Annotated in this window: 14 protein-coding genes, 9 tRNA genes and 3 rRNA genes (1 of these 26 cut by a window edge); all 26 read left to right on the plus strand. The window is 43.9% G+C overall.

The genetic code is table 11. The features are described from left to right. The first annotated feature begins 50 nt into the window (after nucleotides 1-50). Nucleotides 51-2,087, plus strand: coding sequence for an ATP-dependent zinc metalloprotease FtsH (ftsH, locus tag MKY71_RS00440; RefSeq protein WP_339174676.1), 2,037 nt, complete (start codon nucleotides 51-53; stop codon nucleotides 2,085-2,087). 202 nt (nucleotides 2,088-2,289) lie between these two features. Further along, nucleotides 2,290-3,057: a type III pantothenate kinase gene (locus MKY71_RS00445; RefSeq protein ID WP_339174677.1), complete on the plus strand. Its 768-nt coding sequence runs from the start codon at nucleotides 2,290-2,292 to the stop codon at nucleotides 3,055-3,057. 17 nt (nucleotides 3,058-3,074) lie between these two features. Continuing rightward, nucleotides 3,075-3,956 carry an Hsp33 family molecular chaperone HslO gene (gene hslO / locus MKY71_RS00450; RefSeq protein WP_339174678.1) on the plus strand — a complete coding sequence of 294 codons (882 nt, stop codon included), beginning with the start codon at nucleotides 3,075-3,077 and terminating at the stop codon, nucleotides 3,954-3,956. Further along, complete coding sequence (locus tag MKY71_RS00455; protein WP_340731213.1) at nucleotides 3,940-4,914, plus strand: peptidyl-prolyl cis-trans isomerase; 975 nt, start codon at nucleotides 3,940-3,942, stop codon at nucleotides 4,912-4,914. The genes hslO and MKY71_RS00455 overlap by 17 nt, the downstream gene beginning before the upstream one ends. A 341-nt stretch (nucleotides 4,915-5,255) precedes the next feature. Then, entirely contained in the window at nucleotides 5,256-6,191 is a 936-nt protein-coding gene (gene cysK / locus MKY71_RS00460) for a cysteine synthase A (RefSeq protein ID WP_251691514.1), read from the plus strand. Nucleotides 6,192-6,340: 149 nt separating this feature from the next. Further along, nucleotides 6,341-7,750, plus strand: a complete 1,410-nt coding sequence (locus MKY71_RS00465) for an anthranilate synthase component I family protein (protein ID WP_340731215.1) — start codon at nucleotides 6,341-6,343, stop codon at nucleotides 7,748-7,750. Next, nucleotides 7,747-8,316 (plus strand): aminodeoxychorismate/anthranilate synthase component II, encoded by a 570-nt coding sequence (pabA, locus tag MKY71_RS00470; RefSeq protein WP_339174681.1) that lies wholly within the window; start codon nucleotides 7,747-7,749, stop codon nucleotides 8,314-8,316. The genes MKY71_RS00465 and pabA overlap by 4 nt, the downstream gene beginning before the upstream one ends. A 12-nt stretch (nucleotides 8,317-8,328) precedes the next feature. Continuing rightward, nucleotides 8,329-9,192, plus strand: a complete 864-nt coding sequence (gene pabC / locus MKY71_RS00475; RefSeq protein ID WP_340731216.1) for an aminodeoxychorismate lyase — start codon at nucleotides 8,329-8,331, stop codon at nucleotides 9,190-9,192. Then, entirely contained in the window at nucleotides 9,176-10,036 is an 861-nt protein-coding gene (folP, locus tag MKY71_RS00480) for a dihydropteroate synthase (protein WP_339174684.1), read from the plus strand. Before pabC ends, folP begins: the two co-directional genes overlap by 17 nt. 10 nt (nucleotides 10,037-10,046) lie before the next feature. Beyond that, nucleotides 10,047-10,415 carry a dihydroneopterin aldolase gene (gene folB, locus MKY71_RS00485; RefSeq protein WP_339174686.1) on the plus strand — a complete coding sequence of 123 codons (369 nt, stop codon included), beginning with the start codon at nucleotides 10,047-10,049 and terminating at the stop codon, nucleotides 10,413-10,415. After that, entirely contained in the window at nucleotides 10,412-10,936 is a 525-nt protein-coding gene (folK, locus tag MKY71_RS00490) for a 2-amino-4-hydroxy-6-hydroxymethyldihydropteridine diphosphokinase (protein WP_339174688.1), read from the plus strand. The genes folB and folK overlap by 4 nt, the downstream gene beginning before the upstream one ends. Next, nucleotides 10,888-11,091 (plus strand): helix-turn-helix domain-containing protein, encoded by a 204-nt coding sequence (locus tag MKY71_RS00495; protein WP_339174689.1) that lies wholly within the window; start codon nucleotides 10,888-10,890, stop codon nucleotides 11,089-11,091. The genes folK and MKY71_RS00495 overlap by 49 nt, the downstream gene beginning before the upstream one ends. A 21-nt stretch (nucleotides 11,092-11,112) precedes the next feature. Further along, nucleotides 11,113-12,123, plus strand: a complete 1,011-nt coding sequence (gene dusB, locus MKY71_RS00500) for a tRNA dihydrouridine synthase DusB (RefSeq protein WP_340731217.1) — start codon at nucleotides 11,113-11,115, stop codon at nucleotides 12,121-12,123. 175 nt (nucleotides 12,124-12,298) lie between these two features. After that, on the plus strand, nucleotides 12,299-13,801 hold the full coding sequence (gene lysS / locus MKY71_RS00505; protein WP_339174692.1) for a lysine--tRNA ligase: 1,503 nt from the start codon (nucleotides 12,299-12,301) through the stop codon (nucleotides 13,799-13,801). Between the two features lie 563 nt (nucleotides 13,802-14,364). Continuing rightward, nucleotides 14,365-15,921 (plus strand): 16S ribosomal RNA (locus MKY71_RS00510). A 317-nt stretch (nucleotides 15,922-16,238) separates the two neighbouring features. After that, a 23S ribosomal RNA gene (locus MKY71_RS00515) occupies nucleotides 16,239-19,167 on the plus strand. A gap of 120 nt (nucleotides 19,168-19,287) precedes the next feature. Beyond that, nucleotides 19,288-19,403 (plus strand): 5S ribosomal RNA (gene rrf, locus MKY71_RS00520). The 16S, 23S and 5S rRNA genes sit together here with 9 tRNA genes alongside, the layout of an rRNA operon. Nucleotides 19,404-19,414: 11 nt before the next feature. Beyond that, a tRNA-Val gene (locus MKY71_RS00525) sits at nucleotides 19,415-19,490 on the plus strand. Between the two features lie 9 nt (nucleotides 19,491-19,499). Continuing rightward, a tRNA-Thr gene (locus MKY71_RS00530) sits at nucleotides 19,500-19,575 on the plus strand. A 6-nt stretch (nucleotides 19,576-19,581) separates the two neighbouring features. After that, a tRNA-Lys gene (locus MKY71_RS00535) sits at nucleotides 19,582-19,657 on the plus strand. 21 nt (nucleotides 19,658-19,678) lie between these two features. Further along, a tRNA-Leu gene (locus tag MKY71_RS00540) sits at nucleotides 19,679-19,763 on the plus strand. A 47-nt stretch (nucleotides 19,764-19,810) separates the two neighbouring features. Continuing rightward, a tRNA-Gly gene (locus tag MKY71_RS00545) sits at nucleotides 19,811-19,885 on the plus strand. Nucleotides 19,886-19,891: 6 nt separating this feature from the next. Beyond that, nucleotides 19,892-19,980 (plus strand) — tRNA-Leu (locus tag MKY71_RS00550). 19 nt (nucleotides 19,981-19,999) lie between these two features. Continuing rightward, nucleotides 20,000-20,076, plus strand: a tRNA-Arg gene (locus tag MKY71_RS00555). An 8-nt stretch (nucleotides 20,077-20,084) separates the two neighbouring features. Further along, nucleotides 20,085-20,161 (plus strand) — tRNA-Pro (locus MKY71_RS00560). Nucleotides 20,162-20,169: 8 nt separating this feature from the next. Continuing rightward, a tRNA-Ala gene (locus MKY71_RS00565) sits at nucleotides 20,170-20,225 on the plus strand; it runs 20 nt beyond the window's last position.

The following is a 20,225-nucleotide window of genomic DNA, read 5'->3' on the forward strand; positions in this document are numbered from 1 at the left end:
TGTTAAGATTTTACTTATAGTTTTTCTGTAACGTTGTGAGGAGGCTGGGGATGAATCGAATATTTCGATACACCATATTTTATTTACTAATATTTCTCGTGATCATCGGGATTTTTGGAACATTTAATGGTGGAAAAAAGACAACTGAAAACCTTGATTACTATGCGTTTTTTGAGGCTTTAGAGAGCAATGAGATTGCTTCTATGGAAATACAGCCTGAAAGAGGCGTGTATAAAATCGTAGGTCAGATGAAAGGCGCTGAAGATGGCGAAACTTTCACAGTAAACGTTTTACAAAATGACCAAACTTCTGTAGACCGTATTTTGCAAATTGAAGAACAAGTTGCAAATGGCGAATATCCAGGACTGGAAATTTTAGAACAACCACAAACAAGTGGATTCGTAACATTCCTTACGAGCATTATTCCATTTGTCATCATTATTATTTTATTCTTCTTCTTACTAAGCCAATCGCAAGGTGGCGGTAATAAGGTGATGAACTTCGGGAAATCAAAAGCAAAATTATTTGATGACACGAAGAAAAAAGTTCGTTTCAATGACGTGGCAGGTGCCGACGAAGAGAAACAAGAACTTGTTGAAGTAGTAGATTTCTTAAAAGATCACCGTAAATTCACTGATATCGGTGCACGTATTCCAAAAGGGATTCTATTAGTAGGTCCTCCAGGTACGGGTAAAACATTACTTGCACGTGCTGTTGCCGGTGAAGCGGGCGTACCATTCTTCTCGATCTCAGGTTCTGACTTCGTAGAGATGTTCGTCGGTGTCGGTGCATCTCGTGTTCGTGACTTATTTGAAAATGCTAAGAAAAATGCCCCATGTATCATTTTCATCGATGAAATTGATGCAGTAGGTCGTCAACGTGGTGCAGGTCTTGGTGGTGGACACGATGAGCGTGAACAAACATTAAACCAATTACTAGTTGAAATGGATGGTTTCGGTGCAAACGAAGGTATTATTATCATCGCTGCAACAAACCGCCCGGATATTCTAGATAAAGCATTATTACGTCCTGGTCGTTTTGACCGTCAAATTACGGTTGGTCACCCAGATGTAAAAGGCCGTGAAGCAATCCTTAAAGTACATGCACGCAATAAGCCATTATCAGATACAGTTGATCTGGCTGCTGTTGCACAACGTACACCAGGCTTCTCAGGTGCGGATTTAGAAAACTTGTTAAACGAAGCAGCTCTTGTAGCAGCTCGTAAAAACAAAAAAATGATTAACATGGCAGATATTGATGAAGCTTCCGACCGCGTAATTGCCGGTCCTGCAAAAGCAAGCCGTGTGTACTCTCCAAAAGAGAAAAAGCTTGTTGCATTCCATGAAGCCGGTCACGTAGTTGTCGGTCTTGAATTGGATGAAGCTGATACTGTTCATAAAGTAACAATTGTCCCTCGTGGCCAAGCTGGTGGTTATGCCATCATGTTACCGAAAGAAGAGCGTTTCTTCACAACGAAGCAAGAGTTACTTGACCGTATCGCCGGATTACTTGGCGGACGTGTTGCGGAGGAAATTGTACTTGGCGAAGTATCAACAGGTGCACATAATGACTTCCAGAAAGTAACGAGTATTGCGCGTGCAATGGTAACAGAATACGGAATGAGCAATAGTCTTGGTGCTGTTCAATACGGTTCAAACCAAGGTGGTAATCCGTTCCTAGGTCGTGACTTCGGTTCAGACCAAAACTATTCTGATACAGTAGCATACGAAATTGATAAAGAAGTTCAGCGTATCGTGGATGAGCAATATGCTCGTACGAAACGTATTTTAACCGAGCGTCGTGATTTACTAGATTTAATCGCTAACACGTTAATTGAAAAAGAAACGTTAAATGCACAGCAAATCGAACATTTACGCGATCACGGTATATTACCTCCTGAAGAGGTGGTAGTAGAATCAGAGCTTCCAAATGAAAAAAATGAAGCAACACCAACAATTGAAACTGCTGGTAATGTTTCAATCAATAACGAAGTTCAAGGTGAAAAGAAATCACCGACAGTTGAAGATTTACCGAAAGACGCGTCAGATGATCGCCCGCAAGGCATCGATGAAGACCGTTTAAAATAATACAACGAAACTGACTATTTCCTGGGAAAAGGAGATAGTCAGTTTTTTCTTCGTAATAAGTTGCGAAATGCATCTGCCCTCTCAGGAAATCAATGGATGTTGTTGAAAGGGAAGGATTGCCGGCTAAAAATACTGAATACTGTATAGTAGATGGCCAAATATGGTATGATTTTTTTCAGTACAGGAAAAGTAGGTGCCACTTGTGATTTTAGTAATGAATGCAGGTAACTCCAATATTATTTTAGGAATTTATCATCAGGATAAACTTATCCATCATTGGCGGACAGAAACAAACATACGAAAAACTGAAGATGAATATGCGATGCAGTTTAAGGCATTTTTTGCTCATGAAGGCATTTCATTTGAACAAGTAAAAGGGATTATTATATCCTCAGTTGTGCCACCTATCATGTTTGCACTTGAATTAATGTGTAAAAAATATTTCAATATCCAGCCTTTAATTGTAGGGCCCGGTGTAAAAACAGGCTTGAATATAAAGTATGAAAATCCGCGTGAAGTAGGGTCAGACCGTATTGTGAATGCGGTTGCTGCATTACAGCAATATAGTGGCAGACCGCTGATTATTATCGACTTTGGTACTGCAATCACGTATTGCTATATTAATGAGCGCGGTGATTATGCAGGGGGGGCCATTGCACCCGGCATTGCCATTTCAACAGAGGCGCTCTATACGCGTGCTGCCAAGCTGCCCCGCATAGAAATTGCCCATACATCGCAAGTTGTGGCAAAAAATACGGTAGCCGCTATGCAAGCAGGTGTTTTTTACGGTTTTTTAGGACAAGTAGAAGGCATCGTCAGTCGTATGAAGGCTCAAAGTAAAGAAGAGCCTCTCGTTATAGCAACTGGCGGGCTGGCAAAATTAATCGCGAATGAAACCCAGATGATTGATGTCGTCGATCCATTTTTGACACTCAAGGGACTAGCGACGATTTATAAAAGAAATCAATAGAAAAGAGGAATTTCAACATGAAAGACTACTTAGTAAGAGGGATTGCATATGACGGACAAGTTCGTGCATTTGCAACAAATACAACTGAAACTGTAGGAGAAGCACAACGCCGTCATAATACATGGCCGGTTGTATCTGCTGCGCTAGGTCGTTCAATGACAGCATCTGTAATGATGGGTGCAATGTTAAAAGGGGACGACAAAATTACGGTAAAAATCGAAGGAAACGGTCCAATCGGTCCAATGGTTATCGATGCAGATGCCAAAGGAGATGTGCGTGGCTTCGTTACAAACCCGCATGTTCACTTTGAATTAAATGGACAAGGAAAACTTGATGTACGTGCAGGTGTCGGTTCTGAAGGGGCACTGACAGTTGTTAAAGACTTAGGTTTACGTGATATGTTCTCAGGTCAAACACCAATTGTCTCAGGAGAAATCGCTGAAGACTTCACATATTACTTCGCTTCATCTGAACAGGTACCTTCATCAGTAGGTTTAGGTGTACTGGTAAATCCGGATAATACAATTCTGGCTGCAGGTGGCTTTATCATTCAATTAATGCCGGGCTGTGAAGAAGAAACGATCGAAGCAATCGAAAAACGTTTGTCTTCAATTGAGCCTGTATCAAAAATGATTGAAAAAGGATATTCACCTGAGCAAATTTTAGAGGCGGTATTAGGAGAAGGAAATGTTCAAATCCTTTCGTCAATGCCTGTACAGTTCCAATGTCAATGTTCAAAAGAGCGTTTTGGTGCGGCAATTATCAGTTTAGGTGTCGGTGAAATTCAGGAAATGATTGACGAAGATGGTCAGGCAGAAGCGCAATGCCACTTCTGTTTAGAAAAGTACCACTTCGATAAAAGTGAACTTGAAGGCTTTGTGAATGAAATCCAATCGTAATTTACACCAAACACCACAACCAACACAAAATTTACCGTACACACAACGACGCTTAAAAACAAAACCTACGTTGCTGTTATTACTAATATTATTGGTCGGAAATCTATTTTGGTTTGTGCTATGGTTACTCCCATCTGATGAAAAAACATCAGAAAAAGCAGATGGCGGCGGCGAAAGTATTGCTGCCGTCGAGGGAGAACCGATTACACGCCAACAATGGCTTACTGAAATGGAAAACCGATACGGAAAAGAAACATTGCAGAGCTTAGTAAATGAAGCTGTTATGGAAAAAGCGGCCAAAAAATATAAGCTCGAAGTAAAAGAAGAAGAAATAGATTTGGAAATTGCTTTATTACGCTCGGCACAAGATTCAAACGATACATCTTTACATAGTTTATCTCCAGAACAACTGCGCCAAAAAATGCGGGCACAGCTTATTCTGGATAAAGTACTGACAAATGATATTGTAGTAAAAGAGGACGAAGCCAAAAAATATTATGAAGACAATAAATCGATTTATAATATTCCGACTACCCACCGTACTAGTATCATAATCGTGAATTCAAAAGAGGACGCGGAGCGGGTGGAAAAAGAGCTGAAGGACGGCTCTGATTTTGCAGTTTTGGCACGCGAACATTCACTGGATACAGCTTCGGCTAGTTTAGGCGGCGATATTGGCTTTATTTCATCAAGTCAATCGGCAGTCGATCCGGCAATTTTACCGGAAGTGGAAAAACTGAAGGAAAAAGAAACTTCCAAACCATTTGTATTAAGCGATGGGCGCTATGCGATTGTTACCGTGACAGAGAACATGGAAGGGCAGTCATTCAGCTTTGATGAAGTAGAAGGGCATGTAAAACGCCAGCTCGCTTTAGAGCAGCTGCCGCCATCGATTACACCGGAAGCTTTCTGGGCAGAATTTGATGCGACATGGTTCTACGGAGAATCAAAAAACTAACGCAAGATTGAAGGCGGGCAAGGACAGAAGTTGAAGTTTTTAGTGAAAGGGGAACTTTTATTGAGAAACTGCTACTTTTTAAAATTGATTGGAATGGAGGGGCGACTCCTGGGGGAATAGCGCGAGCCTGAGACTACAGGCTCAGGCCGTGCCCCCGGAAAGCGTCCCCGGAATGGAAATCAATTTTGCTGTCCATGCCTTTTTTATTAAATAAACTGAAATAGTCAGAAATTTTCCAAAAATATCGTTTCAATTAATTGACAAGTAGCATCAAAAATTGATAAGATACAAATTAAGTAAAACCTATTGAATTGGTAGGGATTTGGAGAGGAATGGATAAAATGAGTAAATTAGCAAATTCAGTGGCGGACTTAGTAGGTCGCACACCAATCGTAAAATTAAACAATGCAACAAGTGAAAATGAAGGTACAGTTTACGTAAAACTTGAATACTTTAACCCAGGTTCTTCAGTAAAAGACCGCTTAGCTTTAGCTATGGTTGAAGCAGCAGAAAAAGACGGCACATTAAAGCCAGGTGGTACAATCATCGAGCCGACTTCTGGTAACACTGGTATCGGTCTAGCAATGATTGCTGCAGCTAAAGGCTACAAAGCAGTTTTAGTAATGCCTGAAACAATGTCATTAGAGCGCCGCAACCTTTTACGTGCTTATGGTGCTGATTTAGTATTAACACCAGGTCCAGAAGGTATGAAAGGTGCAATTGCAAAAGCAGAAGAATTATCTAAATCAGAAGGTTACTTCTTGCCACAACAATTCAAAAACGAAGCAAACGCAGAAATTCACCGTTTAACAACAGGTCCTGAAATTGCGGAAGCATTCGAGCAAGAAGGCTTAAAATTAGATGCATTTGTTGCTGGTGTAGGTACTGGCGGTACAATTACTGGTGCAGGCGAAGTATTGAAAAATAAATTCCCTGAAATCGAAATTATCGCTGTTGAGCCTAAAGATTCTCCAATTCTTTCAGGCGGTAACCCTGGCCCACACAAAATCCAAGGTATTGGTGCAGGTTTCATTCCGGACGTATTAAACACAGAAGTATATGATTCTGTATTACCGGTTGAAAACGAAACAGCTTTCGAATATGCACGTAAAGTAGCACGCGAAGAAGGTATTTTAGCTGGTATTTCTTCAGGTGCAGCAATTTACGCAGCAATCGAAACAGCAAAACGTTTAGGTAAAGGCAAAAACGTATTAGCGATTATCCCATCAAACGGTGAGCGCTACTTATCAACACCTTTATACCAATTTGAAGACTAATTAAAATTTGTCTAACAGATTTTTAAAAGCCATTTTGCGAGAATCACTCTCGTAAAATGGCTTTTTTTCTTTGGAACTGCTAAGTTAAAAATGGATTTTTACAGCGTTATCGAGTTTAATTAAGAAAAAGGCAAAGCAGGTGTAAATTGATGCAACAACTAGAAACACATACATTTTACATGACAAACGATGAATTTTATTATAGTTTCCAGGAACAGACGACAACGGAAAAACAACGAGCGTTTTTGGAAAGCGGTCGTGGAGGGCATTATTCAATCGCTGCATGGCAACCAATCGCAACGGCAAAGTCAGTGGCACAAGGTCTTGAGCTGACTTGGAAAAGTGGGGAGACAGAGCTGAAAACAGGTGAAGCACTCGCGGAGCTGGAAAAAGTGATCGCCGAGTACAAGCTTGAAGCGAATCCGGCACTTCCTGATTTTCAAGGTGGAGCCATTGGATTTATTTCATATGATTATGCGCGCACAATTGAGTTGCTTCCAAATGTGACAGAAGACGATTTAAAAGTACCGGATCTTTATTTTTACTTGTTCGATCATTGGGCAGTACATAATGTCCAAACGGGCGAAGTGACATTGATGAAATTCTCTACTAGTGAAGTTGATTTACTTTCATGGCAAACAGATTGGCAGCAGCATGCCGAAACCGGCTTGAAAAAGCGCCATTTTAATCAGGAAACTGCAAAAAATATGCAGCAGGATGAGGCGGAACTTCAAGTTTCATTCAGCGGAGATGCATTTGAAACTGCGATACATAAAATTCAGCATTATATTGGACAAGGCGATGTGTTCCAGGTGAATTTGTCTGTGCGACAGGCGAAAAAGCTTTCGTCAGCACCAATTGCGGTGTATGAGGCGGTTCGTTCTTTCAATCCTTCACCGTATATGGCTTATATTGAAAGCGAGGATTTTGCGGTAGTGAGCGGTTCTCCGGAGTTGCTCGTAAAACGTAAAGGGACTGAGCTTTCGACAAGACCGATTGCAGGTACACGCCCGCGCGGATCATCGGAGGAACAGGATTTGGCGTTGGCCAATGAGCTTATCGAACATGAAAAAGAACGTGCAGAACATGTCATGCTCGTTGATCTGGAGCGCAATGATCTAGGAAGGGTGAGCAAATACGGAACGGTAGAAGTAAATGAGTTCATGGTGATTGAGCATTATTCACATGTGATGCATATCGTTTCGAATGTTCGAGGGGAAATTGCGCAAGGAAAAACAAATGCGGATGTCATTCGGGCGATGTTCCCGGGTGGAACGATTACAGGAGCACCGAAGATCCGTACGATGGAAATTATTGAAGAGCTTGAGCCGGTACGCCGTGGTCTATACACAGGATCGATCGGCTGGATTGGCTATACAGGCGATCTGGAATTAAATATCGTTATCCGTACAGCGTATATTCAGGATGGTATTGCATACATTCAGGCGGGTGCCGGAATAGTCATCGATTCGATTCCGGAAAACGAGTATATTGAGTCGATGAATAAAGCAAGAGCAATGTGGCAGGCAAAAGCAATGGCAGAAGAGGTGAGCAAATGATTTTAATGGTTGATAACTATGATTCGTTTACATATAACTTAGTGCAATACTTCGGTGAGTTCGGTCATGAACTGGTCGTAAAGCGCAATGACGAAATTACAGTAGAAGAAATTGAAAGGCTCCAACCGATGATGCTTGTTATTTCCCCAGGGCCTTGTACACCAAATGATGCCGGAGAAAGTCTATCCATTATCGAACATTTCGCAGGGAAGCTTCCGATTTTAGGTGTGTGCTTAGGTCATCAGGCAATTGCACAAGTATTTGGCGGTGATGTAGTACGCGCGGAAAGATTGATGCACGGAAAAACTTCGCCTGTTCTTCATAATGGAGTGGGGCTGCACAGAAAGAATGCGAACCCGTTTTTAGCAACGCGATACCATTCACTGATTGTAGAGCCTACAACATTACCGGACTGCCTCGAAGTGACGGCATGGACAGAGGAAGGCGAAATTATGGGTCTGCGTCATAAACAATATCCGATTGAAGGAGTTCAATATCATCCGGAGTCAATTATGACTGAAGACGGCAAGCAGCTGTTACGAACATTTATTGAGACGTATTGTTAGGAGGAATGGGTAATGCTTTGTTGGATGAATGGCCAGTATATCGATGAGCAGGAATTGAAAATTTCCCCGTTCGATCATGGTTTTTTATATGGACTTGGTTTTTTTGAAACGTTTCGGACATATGAAGGGAAGGCTATCTATTTGAGCGAACATTTCAGCCGCCTGCTGGAAGCGTTAAAAGAATACCGTATTCATTTTCCGTATACGCTAGAGGACATAGGAGAAGTCATTGAAAAGCTCAATGCACAGGACGGCAAAGAAGGGTATTTTCGTTTAAATGTATCGGCTGGTGTACATCCGATTGGACTTGCCCCATCAGAATATACTGAACCAACCGTTATTCTGTTTCGTAAAGAACTGCCGAATATGGTACGTGGTAAAGAAAAAGAAGCAGTCTGGCTGAAAACAGTGCGGAATACCCCTGAACAACAGATCCGCTATAAAAGTCATCATTACGGCAATAATGTTCGGGCACGTTTAGAGTTAACAAGTTTAGCTGCACAGGAAGGTTTCTTTACCGACCAGGACGGTGTTGTCGCAGAAGGCATTACGTCAAATGTCTTTTGGATAAAAGATGGTATACTATATACGCCTTCTACTAATTTAGGCATTTTACCGGGCATTACCCGAAAAATAGTCATTCAACTCGCTGCTGAACTCCAAATCCCGGTGCGGGAAGGACGCTTTATGGCATGGGAGTTGGAACAGGCGGATGAATGCTTTATTACAACGGCTGTACAGGAGCTTGTACCGATTTCTTGTATAGGAAAGGTACAGTTTGCCGGCAGCGAAGGCAGACTTTATAAAAAGCTGCATCAAAGTTATTTACAGAAAATCATTACGCTTTTAGGAGACCGTCATGTTAGAAAACTATAAAGTACTCACATTAAATGGGATTGAACTGGATTTTCGCAAAGAAACGTTCGTGATGGGCATTTTAAATGTAACACCAGACTCATTTTCGGATGGCGGCAAGTTCAATTCGGTTGAAAAAGCTGTTGCCCAGGCGAAAAAAATGGTGGCAGATGGAGCGAAAATTATCGATGTCGGCGGGGAATCAACACGCCCAGGCTATATACGAATTTCCGATGAGGAAGAGATTGCACGTGTCGTACCGGTAATTCGAGCGCTTTTAAAAGAAGTACCTGCGATTCTCTCCATTGATACGTATAAATCCAATGTAGCGCGGGCTGCAATTGAAGCAGGTGCACATATTATTAATGACATATGGGGCGCAAAGGCAGATCCGGAAATGGCAAATGTTGCAGCGGAACTTGATGTGCCGATCATTTTAATGCATAACCGCCTATCAGATCAGTATGATAACTACTTTGCCGAATATATGGCCGATATGCAGGAAAGCATTGCAATTGCAAAAGCAGCAGGAGTACGTGATGAGCATATTTTCCTTGATCCGGGCATCGGTTTTGTGAAGAGTCTAAGTGAAAGTATTGAAACGATGCAGCGCCTCGATGAGCTCGTTGCATTAGGATATCCGGTATTGCTTGCGACATCACGCAAGCGTATGATTGGATCAATTTTAGAATTACCTGTTGAGGAACGAGTGGAAGGGACAGCCGCTACTTGTGCATTTGGTGTTCAAAAAGGCTGCCATATGATGCGTGTTCATGATGTGAAGGAAGTGGCGCGGACAGTGAAAATGATGGATGCACTTGTAGGGAAATTTGAAGTACAAGGTGAATTGGCACCGAGACATTAAGGAGTTTGCAATGGATTACATTCATTTAAAAGAAATGCAGTTTTTTGGTTATCACGGTGTATTACCGGAAGAAAACGTATTAGGACAACGCTTTCGTGCTAATGTTTCGCTTGCTGTTGATATGAAGCTTGCTGGTGAGACAGATGAGCTGGATCATACGGTAAGCTATGTTGGCGTTTATGATATTTGTAAAGAAGTGATTGAAGGGAAACCGTATAAGTTAATTGAAGCGGTTGCCGAAAAAGTTGCTTCGAGTATTTTAACGCAGTATGAAGATCAGATTTTTGGATGCCGCGTCGAAATTATTAAGCCTGATCCTCCAATTCCGGGGCATTATAAAGAAGTCGCAGTCGAAATTACAAGAGGGCAATTCGTATGACGACGACAGCGTATTTATCGATTGGTACGAATATCGGTGAGCGTGAGCAAAACTTACAGGCCGCGGTGAAACTGCTCATTGCACAAGAGGCGATTAAAGTAACAGCGATTTCTTCAATTTATGAAACAGCAGCAGTAGGCTATACAGATCAGGCCGATTTTTTAAATATTGCCGTCGCTCTTGAAACAGAGCTAAATGCTTACGAGCTTCTAGCGCAATGCCAAAAAATCGAAAATGATCTTGGTCGTATTCGTGAATTCCGTTGGGGACCGCGAATTATCGATTTGGACATTTTGCTGTATGGTCAAGAACAGTATGAAACAGAAAATTTAACGGTTCCACATCCTCGTATGTATGAGCGTGCATTCGTGCTTGTACCGTTAGAAGAGATTATGACGCAAAACTATGATATGCTTGTAGGCGTGCAAAAAGCGTTACATGCACTTGATATAGAGAAAGAAGGCGTCAATCTGTGGAAGAAAATCAATACGGTCGCAGAATTCGGGCCTTTCGAAAATTGAAACGAATTCAGCAAACCGAATTTGCAAAACATATAGGTATATCTGTAACCATTTTAGGGCGTATTGAACGAGGCGAGAAAATTGCCTCAGAAGAACAACTTCAAACAATTGCAGATGTATTACAAATAGATATAAACGAATTAAAAGGTGAATAACCTAGTGGAGGGAACAAAAAGGTGTCAAACATCGACCAAAAGCCATTCCAAATAGGCGATATTATTATGGATAACCGTGTCGTTCTTGCCCCGATGGCCGGAATTTGCAACTCGGCTTTCCGTTTAACTGTAAAAGAGTTTGGAGCAGGGTTAGTATACGCGGAAATGATCAGTGATAAAGCGTTGAATATCCGCAACAAAAAAACATTGGACATGCTTTATATCGATGAGCGCGAAAATCCGATGACACTGCAAATTTTCGGAGGAGACAAAGAAAATTTAGTAGAGGCAGCAAAGTTTGTAGATAAACATACAACAGCCGATATTATCGATATCAATATGGGATGTCCTGTAAACAAAATTATTAAATGTGAAGCCGGCGCAAAATGGCTTCTTGATCCGAACAAAATTTACGAGATGGTTTCAGCTGTTGTCGATGCAGTTGATAAACCGGTTTCGGTAAAAATGCGTATCGGATGGGATGAAGAGCGTGTATTCGCTGTAGAAAATGCCCAAGCAGCAGAACGTGCAGGTGCATCTGCAATTGCCATGCACGGCCGAACACGTGTGCAAATGTATGAAGGTAAGGCAAACTGGGATGTCTTAGCTGAAGTGAAGAAAAATATTAGCATCCCGTTTATCGCAAATGGAGACGTGGAAACACCGGAAGATGCAAAGCGCATTCTGGAACATACGAATGCAGATGCCGTTATGATTGGTCGTGCTGCTTTAGGGAATCCGTGGATGATCTATCAAACGGTGAAATACTTGGAATCAGGTATTCAAATTCCAGAGCCTTCAATCCGTGAAAAAATGGACGTTTGTTTACTACATTTTGAACGCTTAAAAGCACTTAAAGGTGAAAAAGTAGCGGTAAGAGAAATGCGTAAACATGCATCATGGTATTTAAAAGGAATTCGCGGAAACGGGAAAATCCGTAATGCCATCAATCTAACTGAGACTGAGCAGGAATTACGTATTCTATTAAACAGTGTTGCAGATGAATACGAAGAAGAAGCGGTTATAGTATAAACAGTAGTAAAAGGCATCAGCTTATGATGCCTTTTTATTATGTAAAGGAAATTCGCTTAACAGAATTATCTGATATTTAAAATTAATTCGAAACAGGTGAATCACTAAAAGAAATGCTGTACAATGGAAACATTATGGACTATTGTGCCGTTTTGGAGCGCAAAAACATTAAGGAGTGAAATACGTGTCAAATATCGAAGAATTAAACGACCAACTTTTGGTGAGACGCCAGAAGATGACAGATATTCGCGAAAACGGTATGGACCCATTCGGCAGCCGTTTTGAACGCACACATTTATCGAACGAAGTTATTGCAGAAAATGAGCAATTTGATAAAGAGCAATTAGAAGAAAACCCACGCGAAGTTGTAATCGCTGGACGTATTATGACAAAGCGCGGTAAAGGTAAAGCAGGTTTTGCGCATATCCAGGACTTAGCTGGCCAAATCCAAATTTATGTACGTAAAGATGCAATCGGTGAAGAAGCATATGAATTATTCAACAAAGCAGATCTTGGAGATATCGTAGGGGTAAAAGGTAAAGTATTCCGTACACAAGTAGGAGAGTTATCTGTTAAAGCGACAGCGTTCACTTTCCTAACAAAAGCGTTACGCCCATTACCTGATAAATTCCACGGTCTTACAGATGTAGAACAACGTTACCGTCAACGCTATGTTGACTTAATGACAAATGATGAGTCGAAAACAACATTCATCCAACGTTCAAAAATCATTCGCGCAATCCGTAACTATTTAGATAACAATGGTTATTTGGAAGTGGAAACACCAATGCTGCATACAATTGCAGGCGGTGCGGCGGCTCGTCCGTTTATTACACATCACAATGCATTGGATATGGAATTATATATGCGTATCGCAATTGAGCTGCATTTAAAACGCTTAATCGTTGGTGGCTTGGAGAAAGTATATGAAATCGGCCGTGTATTCCGTAACGAAGGTATTTCAACTCGTCACAATCCGGAATTTACAATGATTGAATTATATGAAGCATATGCAGACTATAACGATATTATGGATTTAACAGAAAACCTTATTGCACATGTGGCTCAAGACGTACTTGGCACAACATCTGTACAATATGGTGAAGATACAATTGAATTAGGTGTTGGCTGGAAACGCGTACACATGGTAGATGCAGTTAAAGAAGCAACAGGTGTAGACTTCTGGGCACCAATGACTGTAGAAGAAGCACGTAAACTCGCTGCTGAACACGGTGTGGAAATTAAAGATACGCACGAAGTGGGACACATCATTAATGAGTTCTTTGAACAAAAAGTAGAAGAAACATTAGTACAACCTACATTCGTAACAGGTCACCCAGTGGAAATTTCTCCGTTAGCGAAGAAAAATCCTGAAGACCCACGCTTCACAGACCGTTTTGAGCTATTTATCGTTCGTCGTGAGCATGCAAATGCCTTCACAGAATTAAATGATCCAATCGATCAACGCGAGCGCTTTGAAGCTCAAATGGCCGAGAAAGAAGCAGGTAATGATGAAGCACATGAAATGGATAATGATTTCATCGAAGCATTAGAATACGGTATGCCGCCAACTGGTGGTTTAGGTATCGGTATCGACCGCTTAGTAATGCTATTGACGAATTCACCATCAATTCGTGATGTTTTATTATTCCCGACAATGCGTCATACAGCGAAATAAGTTTAATTTTAAAAGAGTCCAGCGTTATTCGCAGGGCTCTTTTCTTTATTATAGAAAGAAAGGCATTATTATTTGTTTGTGAGCGACTGCGAGAGTGTGTTGGCAGTTAGAGGTATAGAAAAATATAAAGATGGGGAAGCTGTTAGGCATTCCACTCTATATTAATTAAAAGGAATCAAGGGAAGGGATATAGAATTTGATAAAAGTAATATTTTTTTGAAATAACTATTGCAATATAGTTGTGAGGGTGGTATATTATTTCTTGTCGCTAAAACGTGACGCAAAAAATTACAAACATCTTTACTTTTCGACTTTAGAGTGATAAAGTAAAAAAGTTACTAAATTTACATCGAAAAAATGAATTAAAAACTTTTTAAAAAAGTTGTTGACATTCACCTTATGTAAATGGTAAGATATAAAAGTTGTCACAACGACAACACAATGAACCTTGAAAACTGAACAAGCAACGTTAATGAAACAAGCTTCTTAAATGAAGCAAACAATAGATTTCAACTTCTAACGAAGTTGGATCGCTAGCAAAGCAAATGAGCTTTCAAACTACTTTTATGGAGAGTTTGATCCTGGCTCAGGACGAACGCTGGCGGCGTGCCTAATACATGCAAGTCGAGCGGAAATTTTATTGGTGCTTGCACCTTTAAAATTTTAGCGGCGGACGGGTGAGTAACACGTGGGTAACCTACCTTATAGATTGGGATAACTCCGGGAAACCGGGGCTAATACCGAATAACACTTTTTAACACATGTTTTGAAGTTGAAAGACGGCATCTCGCTGTCACTATAAGATGGACCCGCGGCGCATTAGCTAGTTGGTGAGGTAACGGCTCACCAAGGCAACGATGCGTAGCCGACCTGAGAGGGTGATCGGCCACACTGGGACTGAGACACGGCCCAGACTCCTACGGGAGGCAGCAGTAGGGAATCTTCCACAATGGACGAAAGTCTGATGGAGCAACGCCGCGTGAGTGAAGAAGGATTTCGGTTCGTAAAACTCTGTTGCAAGGGAAGAACAAGTAGCGTAGTAACTGGCGCTACCTTGACGGTACCTTGTTAGAAAGCCACGGCTAACTACGTGCCAGCAGCCGCGGTAATACGTAGGTGGCAAGCGTTGTCCGGAATTATTGGGCGTAAAGCGCGCGCAGGTGGTTCCTTAAGTCTGATGTGAAAGCCCCCGGCTCAACCGGGGAGGGTCATTGGAAACTGGGGAACTTGAGTGCAGAAGAGGATAGTGGAATTCCAAGTGTAGCGGTGAAATGCGTAGAGATTTGGAGGAACACCAGTGGCGAAGGCGACTGTCTGGTCTGTAACTGACACTGAGGCGCGAAAGCGTGGGGAGCAAACAGGATTAGATACCCTGGTAGTCCACGCCGTAAACGATGAGTGCTAAGTGTTGGGGGGTTTCCGCCCCTCAGTGCTGCAGCTAACGCATTAAGCACTCCGCCTGGGGAGTACGGTCGCAAGACTGAAACTCAAAGGAATTGACGGGGGCCCGCACAAGCGGTGGAGCATGTGGTTTAATTCGAAGCAACGCGAAGAACCTTACCAGGTCTTGACATCCCGGTGACCACTATGGAGACATAGTTTCCCCTTCGGGGGCAACGGTGACAGGTGGTGCATGGTTGTCGTCAGCTCGTGTCGTGAGATGTTGGGTTAAGTCCCGCAACGAGCGCAACCCTTATTCTTAGTTGCCATCATTCAGTTGGGCACTCTAAGGAGACTGCCGGTGATAAACCGGAGGAAGGTGGGGATGACGTCAAATCATCATGCCCCTTATGACCTGGGCTACACACGTGCTACAATGGACGGTACAAACGGTTGCCAACCCGCGAGGGGGAGCTAATCCGATAAAACCGTTCTCAGTTCGGATTGTAGGCTGCAACTCGCCTACATGAAGCCGGAATCGCTAGTAATCGCGGATCAGCATGCCGCGGTGAATACGTTCCCGGGCCTTGTACACACCGCCCGTCACACCACGAGAGTTTGTAACACCCGAAGTCGGTGAGGTAACCTTTTGGAGCCAGCCGCCGAAGGTGGGATAGATGATTGGGGTGAAGTCGTAACAAGGTAGCCGTATCGGAAGGTGCGGCTGGATCACCTCCTTTCTAAGGATTTTTCGGAATCATTCCCTTGGGGAATGAAACATTAACGTTTGCTGTTCAGTTTTGAAGGTTCATTCTTAATTGAATGGAATACTTCAAAACCTTGCTCCTGACGCTTGCGCTTTCGTCGCAAAGCTGCATGAAGCAAAATCAGTGAAGCTTTGTCACGATGTGATTGAAGTCAGCTGCTTTGTTCTTTGAAAACTGGATAAAACGACATTGAAAGCAATAAATCAAATTTCTATTTTATAGATATTTAAACAAGTCAAGCAATTGACGTGTAAACTTAAATCTTGGACTCGTTCCAAGTGTTAACTTTTGGTTAAGTTAATAAGGGCGCACGGTGGATGCCTTGGCACTAGGAGTCGATGAAGGACGGCACTAACACCGATATGCCTCGGGGAGCTGTAAGTAAGCTTTGATCCGGGGATTTCCGAATGGGGGAACCCACTATCTTTAATCGGATAGTATCTTCACGTGAATTCATAGCGTGTCGAAGACAGACGCAGAGAACTGAAACATCTAAGTACCTGCAGGAACAGAAAGAAAATTCGATTCCCTGAGTAGCGGCGAGCGAAACGGGAAGAGCCCAAACCAAAGAGCTTGCTCTTTGGGGTTGTAGGACACTCTATACGGAGTTACAAAAGAATGAACTAGACGAAGCGACTTGGAAAGGTCCGCGAAACGAGGTAAAAGCCCTGTAGTCAAAAGTTCATTCCCTCCAGAGTGGATCCTGAGTACGGCGGAACACGTGAAATTCCGTCGGAATCCGGGAGGACCATCTCCCAAGGCTAAATACTACCTAGTGACCGATAGTGAACCAGTACCGTGAGGGAAAGGTGAAAAGCACCCCGGAAGGGGAGTGAAATAGATCCTGAAACCGTGTGCCTACAAGTAGTTAGAGCCCGTTAATGGGTGATAGCGTGCCTTTTGTAGAATGAACCGGCGAGTTACGATTACGTGCGAGGTTAAGTTGAGAAGACGGAGCCGCAGCGAAAGCGAGTCTGAATAGGGCGAATTAGTACGTGGTCGTAGACCCGAAACCAGGTGATCTACCCATGTCCAGGGTGAAGGTGAGGTAACACTCACTGGAGGCCCGAACCCACGCACGTTGAAAAGTGCGGGGATGAGGTGTGGGTAGCGGAGAAATTCCAATCGAACCTGGAGATAGCTGGTTCTCTCCGAAATAGCTTTAGGGCTAGCCTCGTGATTGAGAATACCGGAGGTAGAGCACTGTTTGGACTAGGGGGGCATCTCGCTTTACCGAATTCAGACAAACTCCGAATGCCGGATATTTATACACGGGAGTCAGACTGCGAGTGATAAGATCCGTAGTCAAGAGGGAAACAGCCCAGACCACCAGCTAAGGTCCCCAAGTAATCGTTAAGTGGAAAAGGATGTGGCGTTGCTTAGACAACCAGGATGTTGGCTTAGAAGCAGCCATCATTTAAAGAGTGCGTAATAGCTCACTGGTCGAGTGACGCTGCGCCGAAAATGTATCGGGGCTAAACGATTCACCGAAGCTGTGGATGCATACTTTGAGTATGCGTGGTAGGAGAGCGTTCTAACAGCGTTGAAGTCAGACCGGAAGGACTGGTGGAGCGGTTAGAAGTGAGAATGCCGGTATGAGTAGCGAAACATGGGTGAGAATCCCATGCACCGTATGACTAAGGTTTCCTGAGGAAGGCTCGTCCGCTCAGGGTTAGTCGGGACCTAAGCCGAGGCCGATAGGCGTAGGCGATGGACAACAGGTTGATATTCCTGTACCACCTCCTCACCGTTTGAGAAATGGGGGGACGCAGTAGGATAGGGTAAGCACGCCGTTGGTTGCGCGTGTTCAAGCAGTAAGGCGTGTATGTAGGCAAATCCGCATACTTTAACGTTGAGCTGTGATGACGAGCTCGTATGAGCGAAGTTCCTGATTTCACACTGCCAAGAAAAGCCTCTATCGAGGTGAGAGGTGCCCGTACCGCAAACCGACACAGGTAGTCGAGGAGAGAATCCTAAGGTGTGCGAGAGAACTCTCGTTAAGGAACTCGGCAAAATGACCCCGTAACTTCGGGAGAAGGGGTGCTTCTTTGGGTGCATAGCCTAGAGAAGCCGCAGTGAATAGGCCCAGGCGACTGTTTAGCAAAAACACAGGTCTCTGCAAAACCGTAAGGTGACGTATAGGGGCTGACGCCTGCCCGGTGCTGGAAGGTTAAGAGGAGCGGTTAGCGCAAGCGAAGCTGTGAATTGAAGCCCCAGTAAACGGCGGCCGTAACTATAACGGTCCTAAGGTAGCGAAATTCCTTGTCGGGTAAGTTCCGACCCGCACGAAAGGCGTAACGATCTGGGCACTGTCTCAACGAGAGACTCGGTGAAATTATAGTACCTGTGAAGATGCAGGTTACCCGCGACAGGACGGAAAGACCCCGTGGAGCTTTACTGTAGCCTGATATTGAATTTTGGTACAACTTGTACAGGATAGGTAGGAGCCAGAGATCTCGGAGCGCCAGCTTCGAAGGAGGCGTCGGTGGGATACTACCCTGGTTGTATTGAACTTCTAACCCATGCCCCTTAGCGGGGTAGGAGACAGTGTCAGGCGGACAGTTTGACTGGGGCGGTCGCCTCCTAAAGAGTAACGGAGGCGCCCAAAGGTTCCCTCAGAATGGTTGGAAATCATTCGTAGAGTGTAAAGGCATAAGGGAGCTTGACTGCGAGACCTACAAGTCGAGCAGGGTCGAAAGACGGGCTTAGTGATCCGGTGGTTCCGCATGGAAGGGCCATCGCTCAACGGATAAAAGCTACCCCGGGGATAACAGGCTTATCTCCCCCAAGAGTCCACATCGACGGGGAGGTTTGGCACCTCGATGTCGGCTCATCGCATCCTGGGGCTGTAGTCGGTCCCAAGGGTTGGGCTGTTCGCCCATTAAAGCGGTACGCGAGCTGGGTTCAGAACGTCGTGAGACAGTTCGGTCCCTATCCGTCGTGGGCGTAGGAAATTTGAGAGGAGCTGTCCTTAGTACGAGAGGACCGGGATGGACATACCGCTGGTGTACCAGTTGTCTTGCCAAAGGCATCGCTGGGTAGCTATGTATGGACGGGATAAGTGCTGAAAGCATCTAAGCATGAAGCCCCCCTCAAGATGAGATTTCCCATTACGCAAGTAAGTAAGACCCCTGAAAGACGATCAGGTAGATAGGTTCGAGGTGGAAGTGCGGTGACGCATGCAGCTGACGAATACTAATCGGTCGAGGACTTAACCACATTTTATTGCACAACTCAATGAAACGTTTATCCAGTTTTGAAAGAATGAAATTCATTAAAAAAGTACTTGACGTATAAGAAAAGTATGTTATAATGAATAATGTCTTTTAAAGAAAATAGTCTAGTGATGATAGCAAAGAGGTCACACCCGTTCCCATACCGAACACGGAAGTTAAGCTCTTTAGCGCCGATGGTAGTTGGGGGCTTCCCCCTGTGAGAGTAGGACGTCGCTAGGCTGTATTACCCAGGAGGATTAGCTCAGCTGGGAGAGCACCTGCCTTACAAGCAGGGGGTCGGCGGTTCGAGCCCGTCATCCTCCACCATTTCTAAATGCCGGTGTAGCTCAGTTGGTAGAGCAACTGACTTGTAATCAGTAGGTCGAGGGTTCGACTCCTTTCGCCGGCACCATTTAGAGAGCCATTAGCTCAGTTGGTAGAGCATCTGACTTTTAATCAGAGGGTCGAAGGTTCGAGTCCTTCATGGCTCACCAGTTTATATTTTATACTGCTTAGCGGGTGTGGCGGAATTGGCAGACGCACTAGACTTAGGATCTAGCGCCGCAAGGCGTGGGGGTTCGACTCCCTTCACCCGCACCATTTTAATTTCATATTACTGTCAGAGTAAAAAATATCTTAAGCATTTTGCGGAAGTAGTTCAGTGGTAGAACACCACCTTGCCAAGGTGGGGGTCGCGAGTTCGAACCTCGTCTTCCGCTCCAAAAAATGCCGGGGTGGCGGAACTGGCAGACGCACAGGACTTAAAATCCTGCGGTGAGTGATCACCGTGCCGGTTCGATTCCGGCCCTCGGCACCATCTTTACAATAAACAATATGCGCCCGTAGCTCAATTGGATAGAGCGTCTGACTACGGATCAGAAGGTTGTGGGTTCGACTCCTGCCGGGCGCGCCATATTATTTCGGAATGTAGCTCAGCTTGGTAGAGCACTTGGTTTGGGACCAAGGGGTCGTAGGTTCGAATCCTGTCATTCCGACCATCATTTATGGGGCCTTAGCTCAGCTGGGAGAGCGCCTGCCTTGCACGCAGGAGGTCAGCGGTTC

Source organism: Solibacillus sp. FSL W7-1324 (assembly GCF_038008025.1).
Taxonomy (GTDB): Bacteria; Bacillota; Bacilli; order Bacillales_A; family Planococcaceae; genus Solibacillus.